General features: G+C 68.7%; 19 protein-coding genes. 6 read left to right on the forward strand and 13 right to left on the reverse strand.

Going from position 1 to position 22,740, the window contains the following annotated elements; genetic code table 11:
• Window positions 1–36: 36 nt before the first annotated feature.
• Window positions 37–906: a 3-methyl-2-oxobutanoate hydroxymethyltransferase gene (gene panB, locus ACFU5V_RS26620; protein WP_378436777.1), complete on the reverse strand. Its 870-nt coding sequence runs from the start codon at window positions 904–906 to the stop codon at window positions 37–39.
• A gap of 183 nt (window positions 907–1,089) precedes the next feature.
• Between panB and ACFU5V_RS26625 the strand changes: the two genes are divergently transcribed.
• From ACFU5V_RS26625 to ACFU5V_RS26640, 4 genes are all read left to right on the forward strand, one after another.
• Complete coding sequence (locus ACFU5V_RS26625) at window positions 1,090–2,658, forward strand: alpha/beta hydrolase (protein WP_378702977.1); 1,569 nt, start codon at window positions 1,090–1,092, stop codon at window positions 2,656–2,658.
• A 116-nt stretch (window positions 2,659–2,774) separates the two neighbouring features.
• Window positions 2,775–4,115 (forward strand): type I glutamate--ammonia ligase, encoded by a 1,341-nt coding sequence (glnA, locus tag ACFU5V_RS26630; protein WP_005247775.1) that lies wholly within the window; start codon window positions 2,775–2,777, stop codon window positions 4,113–4,115.
• Between the two features lie 8 nt (window positions 4,116–4,123).
• Entirely contained in the window at window positions 4,124–7,138 is a 3,015-nt protein-coding gene (locus ACFU5V_RS26635) for a bifunctional [glutamine synthetase] adenylyltransferase/[glutamine synthetase]-adenylyl-L-tyrosine phosphorylase (protein WP_378436782.1), read from the forward strand.
• Window positions 7,135–8,097 (forward strand): endonuclease/exonuclease/phosphatase family protein, encoded by a 963-nt coding sequence (locus ACFU5V_RS26640; RefSeq protein WP_378702978.1) that lies wholly within the window; start codon window positions 7,135–7,137, stop codon window positions 8,095–8,097. The genes ACFU5V_RS26635 and ACFU5V_RS26640 overlap by 4 nt, the downstream gene beginning before the upstream one ends.
• Before the next feature lie 3 nt (window positions 8,098–8,100).
• Here the strand turns inward: ACFU5V_RS26640 and ACFU5V_RS26645 are convergent, their stop codons facing one another.
• The 7 genes from ACFU5V_RS26645 to glnA (ACFU5V_RS26675) form a co-directional block, all read right to left on the reverse strand.
• Window positions 8,101–9,084, reverse strand: a complete 984-nt coding sequence (locus ACFU5V_RS26645; protein ID WP_378436786.1) for a glycine betaine ABC transporter substrate-binding protein — start codon at window positions 9,082–9,084, stop codon at window positions 8,101–8,103.
• Complete coding sequence (locus tag ACFU5V_RS26650; protein WP_378436789.1) at window positions 9,084–9,857, reverse strand: ABC transporter permease; 774 nt, start codon at window positions 9,855–9,857, stop codon at window positions 9,084–9,086. The genes ACFU5V_RS26645 and ACFU5V_RS26650 overlap by 1 nt, the downstream gene beginning before the upstream one ends.
• On the reverse strand, window positions 9,854–11,077 hold the full coding sequence (locus tag ACFU5V_RS26655; RefSeq protein ID WP_378702979.1) for an ATP-binding cassette domain-containing protein: 1,224 nt from the start codon (window positions 11,075–11,077) through the stop codon (window positions 9,854–9,856). Before ACFU5V_RS26655 ends, ACFU5V_RS26650 begins: the two co-directional genes overlap by 4 nt.
• Window positions 11,070–11,720: an ABC transporter permease gene (locus ACFU5V_RS26660; RefSeq protein WP_072945497.1), complete on the reverse strand. Its 651-nt coding sequence runs from the start codon at window positions 11,718–11,720 to the stop codon at window positions 11,070–11,072. The genes ACFU5V_RS26655 and ACFU5V_RS26660 overlap by 8 nt, the downstream gene beginning before the upstream one ends.
• 99 nt (window positions 11,721–11,819) lie before the next feature.
• Window positions 11,820–12,800, reverse strand: coding sequence for an antibiotic biosynthesis monooxygenase (locus tag ACFU5V_RS26665; protein ID WP_378436794.1), 981 nt, complete (start codon window positions 12,798–12,800; stop codon window positions 11,820–11,822).
• Between the two features lie 6 nt (window positions 12,801–12,806).
• Window positions 12,807–14,060 (reverse strand): multidrug effflux MFS transporter, encoded by a 1,254-nt coding sequence (locus tag ACFU5V_RS26670; protein WP_378436797.1) that lies wholly within the window; start codon window positions 14,058–14,060, stop codon window positions 12,807–12,809.
• A gap of 265 nt (window positions 14,061–14,325) precedes the next feature.
• Window positions 14,326–15,762 carry a type I glutamate--ammonia ligase gene (glnA, locus tag ACFU5V_RS26675; RefSeq protein WP_005247755.1) on the reverse strand — a complete coding sequence of 479 codons (1,437 nt, stop codon included), beginning with the start codon at window positions 15,760–15,762 and terminating at the stop codon, window positions 14,326–14,328.
• A gap of 211 nt (window positions 15,763–15,973) precedes the next feature.
• Between glnA (ACFU5V_RS26675) and ACFU5V_RS26680 the strand changes: the two genes are divergently transcribed.
• Window positions 15,974–16,450 carry an RDD family protein gene (locus ACFU5V_RS26680; protein WP_378436800.1) on the forward strand — a complete coding sequence of 159 codons (477 nt, stop codon included), beginning with the start codon at window positions 15,974–15,976 and terminating at the stop codon, window positions 16,448–16,450.
• Window positions 16,451–16,534: 84 nt separating this feature from the next.
• Here ACFU5V_RS26680 and ACFU5V_RS26685 read toward each other — a convergent pair whose 3' ends face one another.
• From ACFU5V_RS26685 to sucB, 5 genes are all read right to left on the reverse strand, one after another.
• Window positions 16,535–17,293, reverse strand: a complete 759-nt coding sequence (locus ACFU5V_RS26685) for a DUF4191 domain-containing protein (protein WP_378702980.1) — start codon at window positions 17,291–17,293, stop codon at window positions 16,535–16,537.
• Between the two features lie 73 nt (window positions 17,294–17,366).
• Window positions 17,367–18,377 carry a lipoyl synthase gene (gene lipA, locus ACFU5V_RS26690; protein ID WP_378702981.1) on the reverse strand — a complete coding sequence of 337 codons (1,011 nt, stop codon included), beginning with the start codon at window positions 18,375–18,377 and terminating at the stop codon, window positions 17,367–17,369.
• Window positions 18,378–18,429: 52 nt separating this feature from the next.
• Window positions 18,430–19,206: a lipoyl(octanoyl) transferase LipB gene (gene lipB / locus ACFU5V_RS26695; protein ID WP_378441871.1), complete on the reverse strand. Its 777-nt coding sequence runs from the start codon at window positions 19,204–19,206 to the stop codon at window positions 18,430–18,432.
• A 48-nt stretch (window positions 19,207–19,254) separates the two neighbouring features.
• Window positions 19,255–20,145, reverse strand: a complete 891-nt coding sequence (locus tag ACFU5V_RS26700; protein ID WP_378702982.1) for a TIGR01777 family oxidoreductase — start codon at window positions 20,143–20,145, stop codon at window positions 19,255–19,257.
• A 92-nt stretch (window positions 20,146–20,237) separates the two neighbouring features.
• Complete coding sequence (gene sucB, locus ACFU5V_RS26705; RefSeq protein WP_378702983.1) at window positions 20,238–21,977, reverse strand: 2-oxoglutarate dehydrogenase, E2 component, dihydrolipoamide succinyltransferase; 1,740 nt, start codon at window positions 21,975–21,977, stop codon at window positions 20,238–20,240.
• A gap of 326 nt (window positions 21,978–22,303) precedes the next feature.
• Between sucB and ACFU5V_RS26710 the strand changes: the two genes are divergently transcribed.
• The gene (locus ACFU5V_RS26710) at window positions 22,304–22,642 is read left to right on the forward strand and encodes an oxidoreductase (RefSeq protein ID WP_378441877.1); all 339 of its coding nucleotides are present in this window, start codon (window positions 22,304–22,306) and stop codon (window positions 22,640–22,642) included.
• Window positions 22,643–22,740 lie beyond the last annotated feature (98 nt).

Raw genomic sequence — 22,740 nt, forward strand, 5'->3', positions numbered from 1 at the left:
CTCGAGTGTGTGCCGGCCCGGTGAGTCGAGGACGGCCTAGAAGCTGTGCTCTTCCGCCGGAAACGTTCCGGTGCGCACTTCGGCCGCGTAGGCGGCGGCCGCGTTGCGCAACTCGTCACCGACGTTACCGAAGCGCTTGACGAACTTCGCCGTCTTGCCGCTGGTGAAGCCGGCCATGTCCTGCCACACGAGGACCTGGGCGTCGCATTCGGAGCCGGCACCGATGCCCACGGTGGGGATGGTGAGCTTGCGGGTGACCTGGCCCGCGATCTCGGCGGGCACCATCTCCATGACGACGGAGAACGCGCCGGCCTCCTGCACGGCGATCGCGTCGGCGACCAACTGCTCGGACGCGTCGCCGCGGCCCTGCACGCGGAAACCGCCGAGCGAGTTGACACTCTGCGGGGTGAACCCGACGTGGGCCATGACGGGGATGCCCGCCGCGGTGATCGCGGCGATCTGCGGAGCGACGCGCTCGCCGCCCTCGAGCTTGACCGCGTGGGCCAGCCCCTCCTTCATGAACCGGGTCGCCGACGCGAGGGCCTGCTCCGGGGAGCTCTCGTAACTGCCGAACGGCAGGTCCGCGACGACGAGGGCGTGCGGCGCTCCGCGGACGACGCCGCGAACGAGGGGGAGGAGTTCGTCGATCGTGACCGGGACGGTGGTCTCGTATCCGTAGACGACGTTGGCGGCCGAGTCGCCGACGAGCAGGACCGGGATTCCGGCCTCTTCGAAGATGCGGGCGCTGGAGTAGTCGTAGGCGGTGAGCATCGACCAGCGTTCGCCCTCGGCCTTCATGGCCTGCAGGTGGTGGGTCCGGGTCTTGCGCTTGGGAACGTCGTGCGATGGTGCTGATCCGTAGAGCCGATCTTCTGACGTGCTCGCGGACGACTTGCTATCGGACATCGTTGTCCCTTTCTGGCCTCGAGGCCCTCGACGGGTCCCCGGGTGCGGGTGATGACGCCTACAGTCTGCCACCGGCTCGCGGGGGAGCGAAGGGGTCGCGCGGGTGCAATGGGTCACACCTGCGGACCGGTCTCTGACCTGCGGGAAAGCTGCTCGGTGCGGAACCCCTGGCACGATCGACCTATGTCGAAGAGTGCTCGGGTACCGGCCGCGTTCGCGGGGTGCATCGCCGTCGTCCTTGTCGTCGCAGGCTGTGCGGGGGGCGGACAGGGCACCGGTGAGGCGGTCGCCGAACCGTCGGCGGCCGAGGACGCTCCGGCCGGGCCGATCCCCGCCGGGCTCGAGGAGTTCTACACGCAGCAGGTGCAGTGGGGCTCGTGCGACGGGTTCAGCACCGACGGGTCCCCGCTCGGGGACACGCTCGAGTGCGCCGAGGTGACGGTGCCCAACGACTACGCGAATCCCGGCGGGGCGACCGCGCAGATCGCCGTCTCCCGCTCGAAGGCGACCGGCGACAAGATCGGATCGCTGCTCGTGAACCCGGGCGGCCCCGGGGCGTCGGGTATCGGGCTGGCGTCCGTGGCCGACGGCACCGCCATCGCCGAGCGGTTCGACGTCATCGGTTTCGATCCGCGCGGCGTCGGCGCGTCCACACCGCAGGTGACCTGCCTGACCCCGGCGGAAGTGGATGCGAGGCGCAAGGACGACGACGTCGACATGAGCCCCGCCGGAATCGCACGAACCGAGGCCGAGAACCGCGACTACGCGGACAAGTGCGCGCAGCGGACCGGCGTCGACGTCCTCGCCCACGTCGGCACGAACGACGTGGTGCGCGACATGGACGTCATCCGGGCGGTGCTCGGCGACGAGAAGCTGAACTACCTCGGCTACTCGTACGGCACCCGGCTCGGCTCCACGTACGCGGAGACGTTCCCCGGCAACGTGCGCGCGATGGTCCTCGACGGCGCCCTCGACCCGGAGCAGGACCCGACGCAGGAGGTGATCCTGCAGGCCGCCGGATTCCAGTCCGCGTTCGACGCGTTCGCCGCGGAGTGCATGCAGCAGAAGGACTGTCCGCTCGGCACCGACCCGGCGCAGGCGAACGCGAGGTTCCGGGCGCTCGTCGACCCGCTGATCGGCAAGCCCGCCGCGACCACCGACCCGCGCGGACTCAGCTACACCGACGCGATCACCGGCGTCCAGCAGGCGCTGTACTCGCCGAACCTGTGGGGCCCGCTCCGCGGCGGGCTGGAGAGCCTGCAGTCGGGGACGGGTGATTCGCTGCTGATGCTGGCGGACCTGTACGAGGGGCGCGCCGACGACGGCACGTATTCCAACCTCAACGACGCGTTCAATTCCATCCGCTGCATGGACGATCCGCCCGTCACCGACCGCGCGGTCGTCGGGGAGGCGGACGTGCGGTACCGCCAGGCGGCGCCGTTCCTCGACGACGGTCGCGGCACCGGCAACGCGCCGCTGGACGTGTGCGCGTTCTGGCCTGCGCCGAACACGGGCGCGCCGCACACCGTGTCCGCGCCGGGAATCCCGCCGGTCGTCGTCGTGTCGACGACCGAGGACCCGGCGACGCCGTACCAGGCGGGTGTGGATCTGGCGAAGCAGATGAACGGCTCGCTCGTCTCGTACCGGGGCACCCAGCACACCGTCGTCCTCGACGGCGAGGCGTGCGTCGACGACGCCGTCACGGACTATCTCGTCGACCTCGCGGCGCCGCCCGCCGACCTGATGTGCTGACCCGCGCCTGTGACGGGATCGGCCGACGTGCCCGCACGCTGGCCCGATGCGGAATCCGGAACAGTCGAATCAACGAAGTAACACAGATTTAACGAACTTTGCTTACTCTCGCGGACATGGATCGCCAAAAGGAATTCGTGCTTCGCACCCTCGAAGAGCGCGACATTCGGTTCGTCCGATTGTGGTTCACGGACGTTCTCGGATACCTGAAATCGGTGGCGATCGCCCCCGCGGAACTGGAAGGTGCCTTCGAGGAAGGCATCGGCTTCGACGGATCCGCGATCGAGGGCTTCTCCCGGGTGTCCGAGGCGGACACGGTCGCGAAGCCGGACGCCTCCACCTTCCAGGTGCTGCCGTGGAGTTCGAGCAAGGGGCATCAGCACTCCGCCCGCATGTTCTGCGACATCGCCATGCCCGACGGTTCGCCGTCCTGGGCCGATTCGCGGCACGTGCTGCGCCGCCAGCTGAACAAGGCCAGCGATCTGGGTTTCAGCTGCTACGTGCACCCCGAGATCGAGTTCTTCCTGCTCGAGAACGGGCCGATCGACGGCACCCCGCCGAAGCCCGCCGACTCCGGCGGCTACTTCGACCAGGCCGTGCACGACTCCGCCCCCAACTTCCGCCGCCACGCGATCGACGCGCTGGAATCGATGGGCATCTCCGTCGAGTTCAGCCACCACGAAGCGGCTCCCGGCCAGCAGGAGATCGACCTGCGGTACGCGGACGCCCTGTCGATGGCCGACAACGTGATGACGTTCCGGTACGTCGTCAAGGAGGTCGCGATCGCCGAGGGCGTGCGTGCCACGTTCATGCCCAAGCCGTTCAGCGATCAGGCCGGCTCGGCGATGCACACCCACATGAGCCTGTTCGAGGGCGACACCAACGCCTTCCACAACCCGGACGATCCGATGCAGCTGTCGGAGACCGGCAAGGCGTTCATCGCCGGCATCCTCGAGCACGCCAACGAGATCAGCGCCGTCACCAACCAGTGGGTGAACTCCTACAAGCGCCTGATCCACGGCGGCGAGGCCCCGACCGCGGCGTCCTGGGGTCCGTCCAACCGGTCGGCGCTGGTCCGCGTCCCGATGTACACGCCGAACAAGGCGTCGTCGCGCCGCGTCGAGATCCGTAGCCCAGACTCGGCCTGCAACCCGTACCTGACGTTCGCGGTGCTCCTCGCCGCGGGTCTGCGCGGAATCGAGAAGGGCTACGAATTGCCTCCCGAGGCCGAGGACGACGTGTGGGCGCTGACGTCGGCCGAGCGCCGCGCCATGGGTTACCGGGAGCTGCCCGGCAACCTCGACGGCGCACTGCGCGAGATGGAGAAGTCGGAGCTGGTGGCGGAAGCCCTCGGCGAGCACGTGTTCGACTTCTTCCTGCGCAACAAGCGGCGTGAGTGGGAGGAGTACCGGAGCCACGTGACGCCGTTCGAACTCAAGACGTATCTGGGGTTGTGAGCAAGAGCATGGTGAAGCCTCCGGCAGCGCGTTCTGCCGTTCCCGGTCCGGGTCGTCTGGGTCTCGTCGAGCCGACCGCTCCGTCCGAACTCCGCGAGCTGGGCTGGGTCGGTGAGGACAGCATCGAACTGCTGTGGTCGCTGTCGCGGGCCGCGAACGCCGACCTCGCCCTCCGCACACTGGTGCGCCTCAAGGACGGGCTCGGTGAGAGCTGGGCCGAACTCGATACGGCACTGCGCACCGACAAGGGCCTGCGCGGCCGGTTGTTCGGGTTGTTCGGTGCGTCCAGTGCGTTCGGCGACCATCTGGTCGCGGATCCCGCGTCCTGGAAGATTCTCGCCGGCGACGTCCGCCTGCCGTCGAAGGACGAGGCGACCGCCACCATGATGGCCGCGGTCGGCGCCGAACCCGAGGAGGGCGCCCACCCGGACGCCCGCCTGTACCGGGCGAAGGTCACCGGCCCCGATGCCATCGCGGCGCTGCGCAAGACGTACCGCGACGAACTGATGCTGCTCGCCGCCGTCGACCTCGCGGCGACCGTCGAGAACGAACCGGTACTGCCGTACCAGACCGTCGGGCATCAGCTGTCCGATCTGGCCGATGCCGCACTGGACGCCGCCCTCGCGGTGGCCGTCGCGGCCGTCTGCCCGGACGCCCCGTGCCCCGTGCGGCTGGCCGTCATCGCCATGGGCAAGTGCGGTGCCCGCGAACTCAATTACGTCAGCGACGTCGACGTGGTCTTCGTCGCCGAACCCGCCGACGCGATCGCCAGCCGCATCGCCGGCGAGATGATGCGCATCGGGTCCTCGGCCTTCTTCGACGTGGACGCCGCACTGCGGCCGGAGGGCAAGCGCGGGGAACTCGTCCGCACCCTCGAATCGCACGTCGCGTACTACAAACGGTGGGCCAAGACCTGGGAGTTCCAGGCCCTGCTCAAGGCCCGCCCGATGATCGGCGACGTCGCCCTCGGACAGCAGTACGCCGACGCCCTCAACCCGATGGTGTGGACCGCCTCGGAGCGTGAGGACTTCGTTCCCGAGGTGCAGGCGATGCGCCGCCGGGTGGAGGAGATGGTTCCGGCGGAACTGCGCGAGCGGGAACTGAAACTGGGTCGCGGCAGTCTGCGCGACGTCGAGTTCGCCGTCCAGCTCCTGCAGCTCGTGCACGGGCGCGCCGACGAGGCGCTGCACGTCCAGAGCACCATCGACGCGCTGACCGCACTCGCCGCCCGCGGCTACGTCGGCCGCGACGACGCCGCGAACCTGGCCGCGTCCTACGAGTTCCTGCGGCTGCTCGAGCACCGGCTGCAGTTGCAGAAGCTGCGCCGCACGCACACCCTGCCACCCGCCGAGGACGAGGAAGCGCTGCGCTGGCTGGCCCGGGCCGCGCACATGCGTCCCGACGGCAGCAAGGACGCGCTCGGCGTCCTCAACGCGGAGATCAAACGCAACGCGCACCGGGTGCGGCGCCTGCACGCCAAACTGTTCTACCGGCCGCTGCTCGAATCGGTGGCGCGCATCGACAAGGAAGCGCTGCGGCTGAGCCCGGACGCGGCCATCCGCCAGCTGGCGGCGCTGGGCTACACGGCCCCCGAGAACGCGCTCGGCCACCTCACCGCACTCACCAGCGGCGCGTCCCGCAAGGGCCGCATCCAGGCGCTGCTGCTGCCGACCCTGCTCGAATCGCTCGCCGACACACCGGATCCCGATGCGGGCCTGCTCGCGTACCGGCGGCTGTCGGACGCGATGACCGATCAGACCTGGTTCCTCCGGTTGCTGCGCGACGAGGCCTCGGTCGCCGAGCGGCTGATGACGGTGCTCGGATCCTCGGCCTACGTTCCCGATCTGCTGATCAAGGCACCGGACGTTGTGCGGCTGTTCGCCGATTCACCGGCCGGACCGCGACTGCTGGAGTCGAAGCCGGAGGACGTCGCCCGCGGCATCCTGACGGCGTCCGCACGCCACGACGACCCGGCCCGGGCGATCGCGGCGGCGCGCTCCCTGCGCCGCTACGAGCTGGCCCGGATCGCGTCCGCGGACATCCTCGGCATGCTCGACGTGCCGGGCGTGTGCAAGGCGCTGTCGTCCGTGTGGGCGGCCGTGCTCAACGCCGCCCTCGCCGCCGTCGTCAAGGCGAGCGAGAAGGAACTCGGCACACCCGCTCCCGCGACGTTCACCGTGATCGGCATGGGCCGGCTCGGCGGCGGTGAACTCGGCTACGGTTCGGACGCAGACGTCCTGTTCGTGTGCGAGCCGCGCGAGGGGATCGACGAGACCGTCGCCGTCAAGTGGGCCAACAGCATCGGCGACAAGGTGCGGACCCTGCTCGGCGCGCCGAGCACCGATCCGCCGCTCGAGGTGGACACCGGCCTGCGGCCGGAGGGGCGCAGCGGCCCGATGGTGCGCACGCTGGCGTCCTACGAGGCCTACTACGCGCAGTGGGCGCAGGCCTGGGAGATCCAGGCGCTGCTGCGCGCCCATCACGTCGCCGGCGACGCCGACCTGGGTCTGCGCTTTCTGCACATGATCGACAAGACCCGCTACCCGGAGGGCGGGGTGTCGGAGCAGGCGGTCCGCGAGATCCGGCGCATCAAGGCGCGCGTCGACTCCGAGCGGCTGCCCCGCGGCGCCGACCCCGCGACCCACACCAAGCTCGGGCGCGGCGGTCTCGCCGACATCGAATGGACCGTGCAGCTGATCCAGCTGCGGCACGCCCACGAGATCGAGTCGCTGCACAACACGTCGACCCTCGAGACACTCGACGCGATCGGTGCCGCCGAGTTGCTCAGCGAATCCGACGTCGAACTGCTGCGCGACGCGTGGATCACGGCGACGAAGGCCCGCAACTGCCTCGTCCTCGTCCGCGGCAAGGCCACCGATCAGCTGCCCGGGTCGGGACGCGTCCTGTCCGCGGTCGCGCAGATCGCCGGCTGGGGCGGCGGCGACGCCGGCGAGTTCCTCGACAACTATCTGCGGGTGACCCGGCGAGCCAAGGCCGTGGTGGAGAGAGTCTTCGGGGAGTGATCGCCACCTGGGGGGTGCGAGCACTGATCGCCCTCGGGTGGCTCGCAGTGCTCGTCGGCGTGTTCGGTGTGGCACTGCGTTTCCTCGACGTCCAGAATCAGCGTCTGCTCGTGCTGGCGTCCGCGGCGCCGTACCTGATGGCGGCCGCCGCGGTCGGGGTGCTGCTGCTGGGAATCACCCGGCACTGGATCGGGTTCGGGGTCGCACTGACCGTGGCCGCGGTGGCCACCCTGTCGCAGGGCCCGCTGTACGTGGCGAATTCGGCGTCGGCGTCCGGGCCGGAACTGACCGTGATGCAGGCCAACATCTGGCTCGGCAACGCGGACGCAGACTCCCTCGTCCGGCAGATCCGGGACCGCGACGTCGACGTGCTCACCGTCAACGAGCTGACCCCGGACGCCGTCGACCGGCTGGGGGCCGCAGGTATCGCATCGACCCTGCCGTACTCGTTCCTCATGCCCGGCGGCGGCGGTGAGGGAACCGGGATCTGGAGCCGGTACCCACTGACCGACAAGGTCCACCACTCGGAGTTCGTGCTGTCCGCGCTGTCGGCCAGGGTGGAACTCCCGGACGGGGCGAGCACGGCACTGTACGCGTTCCACCCCGTCCCGCCGTGGCCGTCGGATCCGTCGCTGTGGTCACGCGAAATGGACCGCATCAAAGCCATTCTCGACGCCGTCCCCGCCGACTCGGGACCGGTGATCGTCAGCGGCGACTTCAACTCCACCCGCGACCACGTGAAGTACCGCAACCTCGTGACCGGCCGCTACCGCGACGCCGCCGACCAGGTCGGTGCCGGAATTCAGAACACGTATCCCGCGGACCGGCAGCCGCTGCCACCGATGATCGCGATCGATCACATCGTCACGAGCGACGCGCAGGCGCGGTCCGTCGAATCGGTGGTGCTGACGGGTTCGGATCACCGGGGCCTCGTCGCGAGGATCACCCTCGGCGGCTGACCGTCACGGGAGCGTGACGAATCCCTTCTGCACCAGCCAGTCCCGGGCAACGTCCGCCGGTTCCTCGCCCTCCACGTCGACCCGCCGGTTCAGCTCGGTGATCTCCTCGTTGGTCAGGGCCGCGGAGATCGGGGCCATCACCTCCGCCACCTGCGGGTGCGCCTCGGCGAAGTCCTTGCGCATGGTGATCGCCGGGTTGTACTTCGGGAAGAACTGGCGATCGTCTTCCAGCAGCACCAGATCGAGCGCGATGATCCGTCCGTCCGTCGTGAACACCTCACCGAACTTGCACTGCGTTCCGTCCGCGGTGGCCTGATAGATGATGCCGGTCTGCAGGATCTGGCGGTTCGCGCGGGCCGGATCGAAGCCGTACTTGGCGGCCATACCCGGGAACCCGTCCTGGCGGACGTTGAACTCGGTCTCCACGCACGTCGTCGCCGCGGCGGGGTCGCGGTTCACCAGGTCCGCGTACTCCGACAACGTGGTGATCCCGGTCTCCTCGGCGGTCTGCCTGCTCATCGCGAGCGCGTACGTGTTGTTCATCGGGGCGGGATCCACCCACACCATGCCGTTGCGTTCGAGGTCCTCGTCGCGGACCGCCTCGAACTGTTCGGTCGGGTCGGGGATCGGAATCTCGTTGCCGAGGTAGTTGATCCAGCCGGTGCCGGTGTACTCGTAGGTGACGTCGATCTGACCGTCCAACTGGGCGTCCCGCGTGCTGTTGGACCCCTGGATGTTGGTGAGGTCGCGCACGTCGGCGCCTGCGGCGCTGAGCGCGAATTCGATGATGTACCCGAGGGTGACCTGCTCGGTGAAGTCCTTGGACCCGACGGTGATCGGGACGCCCTCCAGTTCGGGCACGGGCTGGATGCTGCCCGGTTCCACCGACAGCGGCAGGGCGCCTCCGGATTCGAGGCCGCAGGACACTGCGAGGACCCCGCAGAACGTCATGGCCGCCGCGGCGATCGCCTTCCGCAGGACGTTCATCAGCGCAGCCCCTTCGGGCCGAGGAACTCCTCGGCGAGGGCGCCGCACCAGTCGACGAGCAGCGCCAGCGCGACCGCGAGCACCGCTCCCACGACCAGAGTGACGTTGTCGCGCAACTTGTATCCGGTGTCGATGAGGATGCCGAGGCCGCCGGCGCTGACGAGGAAACTGAGCGTCGCGGTGCCCACTGCGAGGACCAGCGACGTGCGCAGTCCCGCGAGGATGTACGGGACGGCGAGCGGGAACTCGACCTTGCGCAGCACGAGACCGGCCGTCATGCCCTGCCCCCGCCCGGCGTCGATGACCGCGGGATTGACCTCCTGCAGACCCAGGATCGTGTTCCGCAGCACGGGCAGGAGGGAGTAGAACGCGATCGGGAGCACCCCGATCCAGAATCCGGTGGTCCCCGTCGCGAGGAACAGCAGCACGAGCAGTCCGATGGCGGGCGCGGCCTGCCCGATGTTGGCGATGCCGACGAAGACCGGTGCCAGCTTGGTGAACCCGGGCCGGGTGAGCAGGATCCCGAGCGGGACGGCGACGATGACGACGATCACCACCACGACGACGGTGATCAGCACGTGCTGCCACGTCAGGGTCGCGATGTTCGCGGCGTTGAGACTGCCCTTCTGCGTGGCGGTCAGGTCTCGGCTGAACGCCCAGCCGAGCACACCCACCACCAGGAACAGGACGAGGATCGGCTGGACCAGCAGGCGGGCCCGCTCCGAACGCCGGGCGGCCGGAGCGGTGGGCTTCGCGGTCACGGCGGCCGTCATGACGGTGTCCCGCCCTCACTCGCCCCGTTCTGCTCCGGCTCGCCGGCCTCGTCGTGCGCATGTTCCTCACGCATCGCGGACAGGTGCGCCACCAGCGTGTCGATCGTGATGAGGCCGCGGTACTCGCCGTGCCGGCCGGTGACGATCGTCGACGCGCTGCTCTCCGCCAGCAGTGCCTCGAGGGCGTCCTGCAGCGTCGACTGGGTGGACATCACTTCGTCGATCGGGTCGCCGAGGCCGTGCAGCGAGGTGGCGGTGGCCAGATGGTGCAGCGACACCCAGCGGATCGGCCGGTCCCGCGCGTCGAGGACGATGCCCCACTTGATCTTGCGGGGGGAGATCGCCGCCCGCAGATCGTCCACCGAGCCGTCCTCGTACGCGGTCGGGCAATCGAGGAGTTCGACCTCTGCCACCCGGGTGAGCGTCAGCTGTTTCAGTGACGCGTCGGCGCCGATGAAGCCGGCCACCATGTCGTTGGCGGGATGCGCGAGGATCGCCTCCGGAGTGTCGTACTGCATGATGTGCGACTGGTTGCCCAGCACCGCGATGCGATCGCCCAACTTCACCGCCTCGTTGAAATCGTGCGTCACGAACACGATCGTCTTGCCGAGATCGGATTGCAGCCGCATCAACTCGTCCTGCAGCAGCCCGCGCGTGATCGGGTCGACCGCGCCGAACGGCTCGTCCATCAGCAGCACCGGCGGATCGGCTGCCAATGCCCGTGCCACGCCCACCCGCTGCTGCTGACCGCCCGACAACTGGCGGGGGTAGCGCTCGCGATAGAGGTCCGGTTCGAGTCCGACGAGGTCGAGCATCTCGTCGGTGCGGTCGGCGATCTTCTTCTTGTCCCAGCCGATGAGGCCGGGAACGGTGCCGACGTTCTTGGCGATGGTCAGATGCGGGAACAGCCCGGCCTGCTGAATGGAGTAGCCGATGCCGCGCCGCAGCTTGTCGGGGTCGATGGACAGGGCGTCCTTGCCGCCGATCGTGATCTTGCCCGACGTCGGTTCGATGAGCCGGTTGATCATCCGCATCGTGGTGGTCTTCCCGCAGCCGGACGGCCCGACGAGGACCACGATCTCCCCGGCGGGGATGCGCATCGACACGTTGTCGACCGCCGCCTTCTCCTGGCCGGGATAACTCTTGACGACGTCCTCGAGGACGATGTCGACGCCCGAGACCGTGCTGCCGTTGGTGTGAGGTGTATCGAGATCAGTCACGGATCCCCCTGGAGGTGGTGAGTCGGCCGACGACGGCGAGGACGCCGTCGAGTACGAGGGCGAGGATCACGATGAGCACGGTCCCCGTCAGGGCCTGCGGGATCGCTGTCGGGCTGCCGACGCGGGACAGTCCCGAGAAGATGAGGTTGCCGAGCCCGGGGCCCTTGGCGTAGGCGGCGATCGCGAGGATGCCCATCAGCATCTGCGTGCTCACCCGCATGCCCGTCAGGATCGACGGCCACGCGAGGGGAAGTTCGATTCTGCTCAGCACCGTCGTGCGGCTCATCCCCACACCGCGGGCGGCGTCGGTGACGGCGGGGTCGACGGACGCGAGTCCGAGGATGGTGTTCCGGATGATCGGCAGCAGCGCGTACAGCACCAGGGCCGTCACGGTGGGGGCCACACCGAGCCCGAGGATCGGGATGAGCAGGCCGAGCAGCGCGAACGACGGGATGGTGAGGATCGTGCCTGCCAGTGCGGTCGCGATCGCGGACCCGGCCGGGCTCCGGTACACCAGGATCCCGATCGCCACCGCGACGATGGTGGCGATGACCACCGACTGCACGACGGCACTGACGTGCAGGAGCGAATCCGTGAGAAGTTGCTGTTTCCTGGCGGAGACGAAGTCCCACAGTTGCTGCATGTCCAACCGCGCACACCTTTCTCCAGATGTGAAAACAGACCTCGGTCCTTCACAGTGCTATGTACCCGGACATCGCGCAGGTGAATCGGGAAACTCGCGTCAGGTCGTGGGGATCATGAACAGCAGGGTGCACACGCCGATCGAGATCGCGAACAGCACGACCATGACGGCGTAGCCCAGGTTCCTCCTACGGGTGGGTATCGCCGGGTCCATCCACCACCCGAACGCCTTGAACGCCGCGGGTACCGCCCACCACCCGAGGATCTGGGTGGTGACCAGGTTCCCGATGAACAGGGCGACGGCGATCGGCACACCGTGCGCCTCGATGAACGGTGCGCTGAAGAAATGTCCCCAGATCACGACCAGCGGGTACAGCACCAGCAACGCCAGCAGGTTGCTGCGGGCGACGGGCACCGGGGGCACTTCGTCGCCGCCCGTGCCGCGGAACCAGAAGTCGAAACCGTAACTCGCTTTGCGGATCCGGAGATTCCGGTTGAACTTCTCGCCCTCCTTCAGAAGGGCGGCCCGCTCCGGTGAATCCATCCACGACCCCAGGTTGTCCTCGGTGTCGAAGCTGAGCACGATCGTCCAGTCCTCGGTGATTCCCTGCACCGGCCGCTCGACCTTGTGCCCCCGGAAGCCGCGGAACCCTGCCTCGGCGGCAGAGATCTTCCGCTGCCAGTCCATGAACGCCGACTCGTCCGAGGGGTCGACGTGGCAGGAGATGACCACCGACGTCGCCGACTGCTCCCGGGTCTGCTCACCGGTGAGCAGGTGAACGTCCTCGTTGCCGATGAAGGCGTGCTTGATCTCCGCCACCAGTTCCGTCCGCAGGTCGCTGTCGAGCCACGCCCGGGCGTCCTCGAGAGTGGCGAACCGCAGCACGTCCACCCAGTCGTCCTGTACGGGCGGCGACGGCGGCACGATGTCCTGGTCGATGAAACCGGGAACCGTCGCGAGGGCGTCCGCCGCGCGTTTCTGCCACAGCGAGTATTCGGCGTAGCGGGCGTCGTCGATCCGGCGTTGAAAGATCACCGACACCGGGGATGCGGCTGGGCTGTGCTGGCTCGGGTGCGGCACGTGAGATCACCTCCGGTCGGTTCGTGGTGCGGGCGCCTCGGCGGGGGAACTGTCCGGCCGCCGCGCGGATGTGGTGAGCAGGAGCAGAATTCCGGCGCCGGCGCCGAGAGCGAGGTAGAGCCAGCCGAGCGGTGCCTGGCTGTTCTCCGGCAGCACGCCCGCGACGGCCATCGCCGCGCTGACGACGAGATAGCAGGCTGCGGTGACGACGCCGCCGATCAGCCCGAGATTTCGGGTGAACAGCCCGAGTGCCAGCCCGTACATCTGCGGGCAGAGCACGCCGCATCCGGCGAGTGCGAGGCAGGCGCCGATCGTGATGGCCGGTGCGGTGACGACGGACATCCCGGCCGTGACGGCCAGTATCAGCGCACCGAGCACGAACACCCACCAGGCGCCGAAGGCGAGGCGGCGGGTGCCGACCCGGACGGCGAGTGCGCTGCAGGCGAGTTCGCCGAGAAGGTTGGCGCCGCCCACGACGAGCGCCACCGCGCCGTACGCGGCGGGGGAGAAGCCGAGGATCTCCTGGTACAGGAAGGGCGCGACGACGCCGAACACCATCTGGGCGGACGCCATCAGCCCGAACACGAGGACGAAGCCCACGAAGATGCGGTGGCGGAGCGCGGCTCGCAGAACCTGCGCAGCCGCGGTGGCGTCGACCGGTGACCGCGACTCCTTCGGCAGCGTCTCCGGCAGTCCCGCGAGAACGAGGGGAACGGCGAGCGCCGCCAGAAGCGCGATCAGCCCGAACACCAGGCGCCACGACATGAACTGCACGAGCACACCGCCGACGGCGGGTGCGAGGACCGGGGCCAGCCCCCACGCCGCCCCGAGGAGACCCGACACGGACGTGAGCCGGGCGCCGCGGTAGCAGTCGGCGGCGATCGCGTACGCGAGGACGAGGCACGCACACCCCCCGACGCCCTGCACGAATCTCAGCCCGAGCAGGACCGTGATGTTCTGCACGAGTGCGCATCCCACGCTGGTGACGACGAGGATCGCCAGGCACGTCAGCAGAGTTCGTTTGCGCCCCACCGCATCCGCGATCAGGCCGACCGGGATGAACGCCAGACTCATGCCCAGCATGTACGCCGTCACCGTGTTCTGCACGACGGCCGCCGACGAGTCCAGGTCGAGCACCATCTGCGGCAGCGCCGGGGTGTAGATGTCGAGCGGGATCTGGCTGAGCGGAATCACCAGCAGCAGGATGACCACGACACGGCGCGGCACCGGGACGCCGGTCGGCGTCGTGGGCACTGACATCCCGCACCACCTGCTTCTCGACCCATAGGGGATGGAGAACGGAGCAAGTTTCCCGAAAGTCTTCACGTGAACGTTCCGCAACGGTCCGTGCGGTCGGTTCCCTGGATCATACGACTGCGGACTGCCGCGCCGCGCCGGTTCGTGCGCCCGCAGCCGGGGGAGCCCGCGACGCAAACGAGCCCACCCATGTCCCCGGCTGCAACAGCCGGCGCCACGGATGGGCTCGTCAGGACGTACCGGCCCGCATGTCGGCGGGCATCACGACTTACACGTCGTAGTACAGCTGGAACTCGTAGGGGTGCGGACGCAGGTTGACCGGAGCGATCTCCTGCTCACGCTTGAGCGAGATCCACGTCTCGATCAGGTCGGACGTGAACACGCCACCCTCGGTGAGGTAGTCGTGGTCCGCCTCGAGGCGGTCGATGACGGCCGACAGGCTGGTGGGAGCCTGCGGGATGTTGCGGGCCTCCTCCGGCGGGAGCTCGTAGAGGTCCTTGTCGACGGGAGCCTGCGGCTCGATCTTGTTCTTGATGCCGTCCAGGCCGGCCATCATCTGCGCCGCGAAGTTCAGGTACGGGTTACCCGAGGAGTCGGGGGCGCGGAACTCGAGGCGCTTGGCCTTCGGGTTGTTGCCGGTGATCGGGATACGCACGGCCGCCGAGCGGTTCCGCTGGCTGTACACCAGGTTGATGGGGGCTTCGTAGCCCGGCACCAGGCGGTGGTACGAGTTGATCGTCGGGTTGGTGAACGCCAGCAGCGACGGCGCGTGGTGCAGGATGCCGCCGATGTAGTGGCGCGCCATGTCGGACAGGCCCGCGTAGCCGGCCTCGTCGTGGAACAGCGGCTTGCCGTCCTTCCACAGCGACTGGTGGACGTGCATGCCCGAACCGTTGTCGCCGAACAGCGGCTTCGGCATGAAGGTGGCCGACTTGCCGTGCTGCCAGGCGGTGTTCTTCACGATGTACTTGAACAGCTGCAGGTCGTCAGCGGCCGCGAGCAGCGTGTTGAACTTGTAGTTGATCTCCTGCTGGCCGCCGGTGCCCACCTCGTGGTGGCCGCGCTCAAGCTCGAAGCCCGCGTTCTGCAGGTTGGTGGAGATTTCGTCGCGCAGGTCGACGTAGTGGTCGTACGGAGCGACGGGGAAGTAGCCACCCTTGGGGCGGACCTTGTAGCCCAGGTTGGGGCTGCCGTCGGCGTTCACGTCGTTGCCGGTGTTCCAGGAACCCGAGATGGAGTCGAGCTCGTAGAACGCGCCGTTGATGCCGGAGTCGTAGCGGACCGAGTCGAAGATGTAGAACTCGGCCTCGGCGCCGAAGAAGGCGGTGTCGGCGATGCCGGTCGACTTCAGGTACTCCTCGGCCTTGCGCGCGACGTTACGCGGGTCGCGGCTGTAGGACTCGCGCGTGAACGGGTCGTGCACGAAGAAGTTGATGTTCAGCGTCTTGGCGGCGCGGAAGGGGTCGATCTGGGCGGTGGCGACGTCGGGGAGGAGCATCATGTCGGATTCGTGGATCGACTGGAAGCCGCGGACGGACGAACCGTCGAACGCGAGGCCGTCCTCGAACACGTCCTGGTTGAACGCGGACGCGGGGATCGAGAAGTGCTGCTGCACGCCCGGCAGGTCGCTGAACCGGATGTCGACGTACTCGACGTTCTCGTCCTTGATGAACTTGATGACCTCTTCGGCCGTGGTGAACGCCACGCTTGTGCTCCTTAAGTCGCTTCAGCCAAGTGGATATTGGCGAAATTCGTCGAGCCGACGGTATGGACTTGGTGTTGCCCGCCGGTCAACCTTTTGTTTCGCCCGTGTTACACGTCGAATCGTCCTGGGCTTTTGCACCGGCTGTGACTGCGCACACAGCCCCACGCTCCGGTGTGAGGCCCTCGGAGAGACGACGCCTATCCTGGACAGCATGGCACGTATCACCGGTTCTTGGCTCTCCGGACCTTCGGCGGCACTGCCGAACGGCGCCGACGAGACGACGCAGTCCTTCCGGGGCGAACGCCTCGGGTTGCAGGCGGAAGGACCCGGTTCACTCGCGAGCACGGGACGCCGTCTGGCCGCCCTGATGATCGACTGGGTGTCGTCGGCGGGCGTCGCGGCACTGATCATCGGCGACAATTTCTTCGACGGTCCGTTCTCCACGATCACACTGCTGGTCTGGTTCGTCGTCGGTGTCGCCACGGTGACGTTGTTCTCCTTCACGCCGGGGCAGTTGTTCCTCGGCATGCAGGTGGCGCGGGTGGACGGCCCCGCCCGCGTCGGCTTCGTGCGGGCCCTGGTGCGTCAGGCGCTGCTCGTGTTCGTCGTGCCCGGCACCATCACGGACATCGACGGTCGCGGCATGCAGGACCGCGCCACCGGTACCGCGCTGATTCGCACGCGCTGACCCCCGAACGTCTTCCGCCCGATGTCGGCTTCGACATCGGGCGGAGTAGGTGTGACGCGGACCGGGTGGAAAGGCGACCGGCTTCTAGCGGCGACGGATGGTGCGCTGCACGCCGCGCATCTTCGCGCCGCCGGGCATCGGACCCTTGGGCAGTGCGGCGCCGCCGCCGCGGCTGCTGAGCGCGGCGAGCCGCGACTCGATGGCGTCCATCCGCTTGGTGTCGATGTTCTTGGGAAGCTTGTTCAGGTGCTTCTGCAGCTGCGACAGCGGGACCTGGCCCTCGTCGTTGCCGATGACGATGTCGTAGATCGGGGTGTCGCCGACGAGGCGCGCCGTCTTCTTCTTCTCCTGGGCGAGGAGCGACTTCACGCGCTGCGGTGATCCCTCGGCGACCAGGATGACGCCGGGGCGTCCGATCACGCGGTGCACGGCGTCGAGCTGGGTGGTGCCCGCGATCGCGCTGGTCACGCGCCAGGAGCCCTGCATGTTGTCGAGCGCCCACGCGGCCGCACCGGCCTGGCCCTCGGCCTTGCCGTACACCGTCTTCTGCACGCGCCGGCCGAAGATGATGAACGCGCCGAGCACGCCGAGGAGGAGGCCGATCGGGAGGAGGAACCACTGCAGGCCCCAGATCAGACCGACGAGGAAGAACACCACCGCGAGTCCGACGAGTGTGCCGAGCATGAGAGGCAACAGCAGCTTGTCTTCCTTGCGCTGCATCTGGAACGCCTGCCAGAGCTGGGTTCTGCGTTCCTTCGACGCCTGCCTGCGGGCTGCCTTGGCGGCTGCCTTTGCTTCTTTACTGGGTTTGCCCGCTTTACCGGATTTACTGCCGTTCGCCATGCTCTTCAGGATACGTCCCTGGCCGTGCGCGGTGATGACCCGTCCGGTGTCGATCACCGCGCACGCGCCGCGGTCAGCGCGCGAGGCGCGCCATGAGGGAACTCGCCTCCTGCGAGGCGTCACCGCCTTCGGTGAGATGCGCCTGCCCAGCGGGCAATTCGCGGCCGTGGTGGGCCATCGCCTGCGCGTAGAGGCGGCCGGCGCGGTACGACGAGCGGACGAGCGGTCCGGCCATGACGCCGGCGAATCCGATCTCCTCGGCGGCCCGGGAGTGGTCGACGAACTCTTCGGGCTTGACCCACCGCTCGACGGGGTGGTGCCGGGGGGAGGGGCGCAGGTACTGGGTGATGGTGAGGATGTCGCAGCCGGCGGCGTGCAGGTCTTCCATCGCCTGGTGGACCTCGTCGGGGGTCTCGCCCATGCCGAGGATCAGGTTGGACTTGGTGACCAGCCCGGCCTCGCGGGCGGCGGTGATCACGCCGAGGGAGCGTTCGTAGCGGAACGCGGGCCGGATCCGTTTGAAGATGCGGGGCACGGTCTCGAGGTTGTGGGCGAGGACCTCGGGGCGGGAGTCGAAGACCTCGGCGAGCAGGTCCGGCTTGCCGTTGAAGTCGGGGATGAGGTTCTCGACGCCGGTGCCGGGGTTGAGCTGGTGGATCTGGCGGACCGTTTCGGCGTAGAGCCAGGCGCCGCCGTCGGGGAGGTCGTCGCGGGCGACGCCGGTGATGGTGGAGTACCGCAGTCCCATCGCCTGGACGGATTCGGCGACGCGGCGGGGTTCGTCGCGGTCGAGGTCGGTGGGTTTGCCGGTGTCGATCTGGCAGAAGTCGCAGCGGCGGGTGCACTGTTCACCGCCGATGAGGAATGTCGCCTCGCGGTCTTCCCAGCATTCGTAGATGTTGGGGCAGCCGGCTTCTTCGCAGACGGTGTGCAAACCCTCGCGTTTGACGAGGCCCTTGAGCTCGGAGTATTCCGGGCCCATCTTCGCTCTCGTCTTGATCCAGTTCGGTTTGCGTTCGATCGGAGTCTCCGCGTTTCGGATCTCGAGGCGGAGCAATTTGCGTCCTTCTGGGGCCACAGTCACGACAGCGATGCTACGCCCGGCCCGACGCGCACGACGGGCCGGGGAGCGGTCGTCAACCGTACTGAACAGTAGTGAAGGTGGGCGCGGCGGATGCCGTCCCGGCCGCGGCGGAGTCGAACGTGACCCGTTCGATGTCGTGGTCGGTCACCGGGAGGGCGCCGTCCAACGCGGCCACGACAGCGGTGGTCACGGCCGGTGTGACCTCCTCGACCGTGACGTCGCGGCCCAGTTCCCGCGACAGCGACGTCACCCCGGCGTCGCGGATGCCGCACGGGATGATCGCGTCGAAGCCCGTCAGAACGGAGTTGCAGTTGAGCGAGAAGCCGTGCAGAGCGACACCGCGCTGCACCCGCACCCCGATCGCGGCGACCTTCCGCTCGGGTAGCCACTGCCCGTTGTCGAGGGACGCCGGCAGCCACACGCCGGAGCGGCCGTCCACCCGGCCGCAGACGATGCCGAGGTCGGTGCACACGGAGATCAGCGCCTGCTCGAGCCTGCGGACGTACCGCACGACGTCGACCGGTTCGGCGAGCTTGACGATGGGGTAGCCCACCAGCTGTCCCGGGCCGTGCCAGGTGATCTTTCCGCCGCGGTCGACGTCGATGACGGGCGTGCCGTCGGTGGGACGGTCCTCCGGTTCGGTGCGGCGTCCCGCGGTGTAGACGGCGGGGTGTTCGAGGAGGAGCAGCGTGTCGGTGCCCACGTTCTCGGCGCGCCGCGCCGCCAGCTCGCGCTGTCGGTCCCAGGCGTCGACGTACCCGATCGTGCCGAGGTGTTCGACGGAGATCGGGGAGGGGCTGAAACGGGCGGATTGTGTCGCGCTGCTCATGGGCTAGAGGTTACGCCGGGGCCGTGGCAGCACCGCCACGAGCCGGGCTCACCGCACGAGGGCGGCGTCGAGCGCTTCCCCGATGGTGTTGTGCCGGAACCGGAATCCCGCGTCCTCGAGCACCGTCGGGATCGCGCGCTGCCCGGCCAGAATGCCCTCCTGCGCGAACTCTCCCACCAGCGCGCTGAGCGCGAACCCGGGCACGATCCACGGGGCGGGGCGGTGCATCGTCCGCGCGACCGCGCCGTTGAACTGCGCGTTGGTGACGGGGGCCGGGCCGGTCACGTTCACGGGACCGGCCACGTCGTCGCGGGAGAGCACGAACTTGATCGCATCGACCTCGTCCTCCAACGAGATCCACGACAGGTACTGGCGGCCGTTCCCGAGCCGGCCGCCGAGCCCGAACGAGTACAGGGTCTTCAGCCGGCCGAGCAGGCCGCCGTGGGGGGACAGGACGATGCCGCTGCGCAGCCGCACCGTCCGGACCTCCGAGTCGTCGGCGGGGGCCGTCGCCGCCTCCCAGTCGCGGCAGGTGTCCGCGAGGAAACCCGTCCCGGCCGGCGAGGTCTCGTCGACGACGCGGTCGCCGGTGTCGCCGTAGTAGCCGACCGCGCTCGCATTCACGAACACGGGCACCCCGGACTCGGCGACGGCCTCGGCCAGGACGTCGGTGGCCGCGATCCGGCTGTCCCGGATCAGCTGCTTGTATGCGCCGGTCCAGCGTTTGTCGCCGATCCCGACGCCGCACAGATTCACGACCGCGTCGGCGTCCGCGAGGATCCCCGTGTCGAGCCGGTCCTTCTGCGGATCCCAGCGGGACTCGTCGGGACCCGCCGACGACCGGCGGACCAGGCGGACGACGTCGTGACCGTCGCCGCGGAGGGACGAGACGAGAGCGGTGCCAATCAGCCCGGAGGATCCGGCGATGACCACGCGCATGTGCAACAGCCTCCTTCACAGCGCAGGGGCACCATCCCTGCTGGAAATGGTGCCCCTGCGAAACTACGTTCGGCTCGAAGTCCGGTGACGGATCAGAGGCCGAGGTCGGCCTCGAACGCGCCCTGCTCCAGACGCTGCTTGATCGTGGTCAGGAAGCGGCCGGCGTCGGCACCGTCGACGAGACGGTGATCGTAGGTGAGCGGCAGGTAGCACATCGAGCGGACGCCGATGCTCTCACTGCCGGACTCGTCGGTCACGACCACGGGACGCTTGACGATCGCACCGGTTCCGAGCATCGCGGCCTGCGGCGGCACGAGGATCGGGGTGTCGAACAGGGCGCCCTGGCTGCCGATGTTCGTGATCGTGAACGTGCCGCCGGACAGCTCGTCCGGCTTGAGCCCACCGGAACGGGCGCGCTTGGCGATGTCCGCGATGGCGCGGGCCAGGCCGGCCAGCGACAGGTCGCCGGCGTTGTGGATCACGGGGGACAGCAGGCCCTGGTCGGTGTCGACCGCGATGCCCAGGTGCTCGGCGTCGTAGTAGGTGATCTGCTTGTTCGCCTCGTCGTAGCTGGCGTTGATGTTCGGGTGCGACTTCAGCGCTTCGACGACAGCCTTCGCGAAGAACGGGAGGAACGTGAGCTTGACGCCCTCGCGCTCGAGGAAGGTGTTCTTGGCCTGCGCGCGCAGGGCCGCGATCCTGGTGACGTCGACCTCGAAGGTCTGGGTGAGCTGCGCCGTGCTCTGCAGCGACTCCCGGGTCTTCGTGGCCGTGATCTGGCGAATCCGGTTGGCCTTCTGCGTGGTTCCGCGCAGGTGCGCCAGTTCGGGGCGGACCCCGGCGGAAGCGGCTGCCGGAGCAGCGGCGGCAGGCCGTGCGGCAGCAGGCGCCGCAGCGGCAGCCGGTGCCTTCTTGGCCTCGGCGGCAGCGAGAACGTCCTGCTTACGGATGCGGCCACCGACTCCGGTGCCCGTCACCGAGGACAGGTCGACGCCGTTGTCCGCGGCGAGCTTGCGCACCAGGGGGGTGACGTACGGGGTGCTGTCGCCGGACGTGGCCGCGGGAGCGGGTGCAGCGGCGGCGGGAGCAGGTGCGGATGCTGCCGGTGCGGCAGCCGGAGCCGGTGCGCTCTTGGCGGGCTCGGGCTTCGCCGGTTCCGGGGCCGGGGCGGGCTTCGCGGGCTCTGGGGTGGGCTCGGGCTTCGGTGCCGCGGCCGGCTTGGCGGCGGGCGCACCCGAACCGATGACGGCGAGCTGACCGCCGACGGAGACGGTGTCGTCTTCTTCCGCGCTGATCTCGAGGAGGGTGCCTGCGACGGGCGACGGGATCTCCGTGTCGACCTTGTCGGTGGACACCTCGACGAGCGGCTCGTCCACGGCGACCTCGTCGCCAACGGCCTTGAGCCAGCGGGTGACGGTTCCCTCGGTGACGGACTCGCCCAGTTCGGGCATGTTCACCGCGGTGCCCTCGGCGGAACCGCCGCCGGACGCTGCGGGCGCGGGCTCTGCGGCCGGTGCCTCCGCGGCGGGAGCCGGCTCTGCGGCGGGCTCTTCGGCGGCGGGTGCGGGAGCGGAGTCGGAGGCGGGGGCCTCACCGGCGTCGCCGATCACGGCAAGCTCGCCACCGATTTCGACGGTGTCGTCTTCCTGAGCAACGATCTTGCTGAGAACGCCGGCCACGGGAGACGGGATTTCCGTGTCCACCTTGTCCGTGGAGACTTCGAGCAAGGGTTCGTCAACTTCGACCGTGTCTCCTTCCTGCTTGAGCCACCGCGTGACAGTTCCCTCGGTGACACTCTCACCAAGCGCTGGCATCTGGACGGAGAAGGCCATGTCTTTTGACTCCTCGACAGTTGTGTTCGGGTTGTTGAATTTTGTCGACTTGTGGTCGTGAACCATTGTGCTCGAGATGCACGTGTCTTGCGTCTACTTGCAGGTAATTCCGATTCGTCGTCACCCACTCGCTGTGTCGGCGCTCCACATCTTTCCATTGATCCGACGGGCGCGTCCGCCGAGGGGCACCCCCGGCGACTCCGGTGTGTTGCGGCGTAATCCCTACTGGCCGGTAGTTTTCGTGTGCGGCGGAAACCGGACGTTCGCTGGCAAACTTGGAGGACATCGCGGGCACCGCCTCGCGTACGCACTCGAGGAGGCTCGACGTGGGGTTGTTCGATCGTTTCTCGCGACCTCGGTCCGGCCGGTCCCATGCGTCCCCGGAGGACGCCGCCCATCTCGCGAACTGGACTCGCACCCACCTCGGTGTGGAGGCGTACGTGGAACCCCGAACGACAGTGACCGAAGTCACGGTCGTGCTCGTCGCGGCGGACGGCGAGTGGACCCGGCGCCGGGTGGGCGGCGAACGCGGCGCCCGCAAACTCGGGGAGGATCTCCGCATCCCGGTGTACGACGTCCGCAAGACCGGTTACCCACAACGGATGCGCGACCACGATGCCCGGCGGCGCATCGAGCGCAAGCGGGAGCGCGAACGCGACCTGTAGGCGGCTTCGCCGCCCGTGCGTGGTTGACGAGTCCCCCAAACCCCCCCCCCCCCCACCCACCCAAAGGAACCCCCCCCGGGTGGGATGTTCCCCGCCCC

It is taken from the genome of Rhodococcus sp. NPDC057529 (genome assembly GCF_042802055.1).
In the GTDB taxonomy this organism is placed as follows: Bacteria; Actinomycetota; Actinomycetes; order Mycobacteriales; family Mycobacteriaceae; genus Rhodococcus_F.

Excerpts from the sequence above, each read along its gene's own strand:
- panB (WP_378436777.1), bottom strand. The coding sequence starts at position 906 with ATGTCCGATAGCAAGTCGTCCGCGAGCACGTCAGAAGATCGGCTCTAC.
- ACFU5V_RS26625 (WP_378702977.1), top strand. The coding sequence starts at position 1,090 with ATGTCGAAGAGTGCTCGGGTACCGGCCGCGTTCGCGGGGTGCATCGCC.
- glnA (WP_005247775.1), top strand. The coding sequence starts at position 2,775 with ATGGATCGCCAAAAGGAATTCGTGCTTCGCACCCTCGAAGAGCGCGAC.
- ACFU5V_RS26635 (WP_378436782.1), top strand. The coding sequence starts at position 4,124 with ATGGTGAAGCCTCCGGCAGCGCGTTCTGCCGTTCCCGGTCCGGGTCGT.
- ACFU5V_RS26645 (WP_378436786.1), bottom strand. The coding sequence starts at position 9,084 with ATGAACGTCCTGCGGAAGGCGATCGCCGCGGCGGCCATGACGTTCTGC.
- ACFU5V_RS26650 (WP_378436789.1), bottom strand. The coding sequence starts at position 9,857 with ATGACGGCCGCCGTGACCGCGAAGCCCACCGCTCCGGCCGCCCGGCGT.
- ACFU5V_RS26660 (WP_072945497.1), bottom strand. The coding sequence starts at position 11,720 with ATGCAGCAACTGTGGGACTTCGTCTCCGCCAGGAAACAGCAACTTCTC.
- ACFU5V_RS26670 (WP_378436797.1), bottom strand. The coding sequence starts at position 14,060 with ATGTCAGTGCCCACGACGCCGACCGGCGTCCCGGTGCCGCGCCGTGTC.
- ACFU5V_RS26680 (WP_378436800.1), top strand. The coding sequence starts at position 15,974 with ATGGCACGTATCACCGGTTCTTGGCTCTCCGGACCTTCGGCGGCACTG.
- ACFU5V_RS26685 (WP_378702980.1), bottom strand. The coding sequence starts at position 17,293 with ATGGCGAACGGCAGTAAATCCGGTAAAGCGGGCAAACCCAGTAAAGAA.
- lipB (WP_378441871.1), bottom strand. The coding sequence starts at position 19,206 with ATGAGCAGCGCGACACAATCCGCCCGTTTCAGCCCCTCCCCGATCTCC.
- ACFU5V_RS26700 (WP_378702982.1), bottom strand. The coding sequence starts at position 20,145 with ATGCGCGTGGTCATCGCCGGATCCTCCGGGCTGATTGGCACCGCTCTC.
- sucB (WP_378702983.1), bottom strand. The coding sequence starts at position 21,977 with ATGGCCTTCTCCGTCCAGATGCCAGCGCTTGGTGAGAGTGTCACCGAG.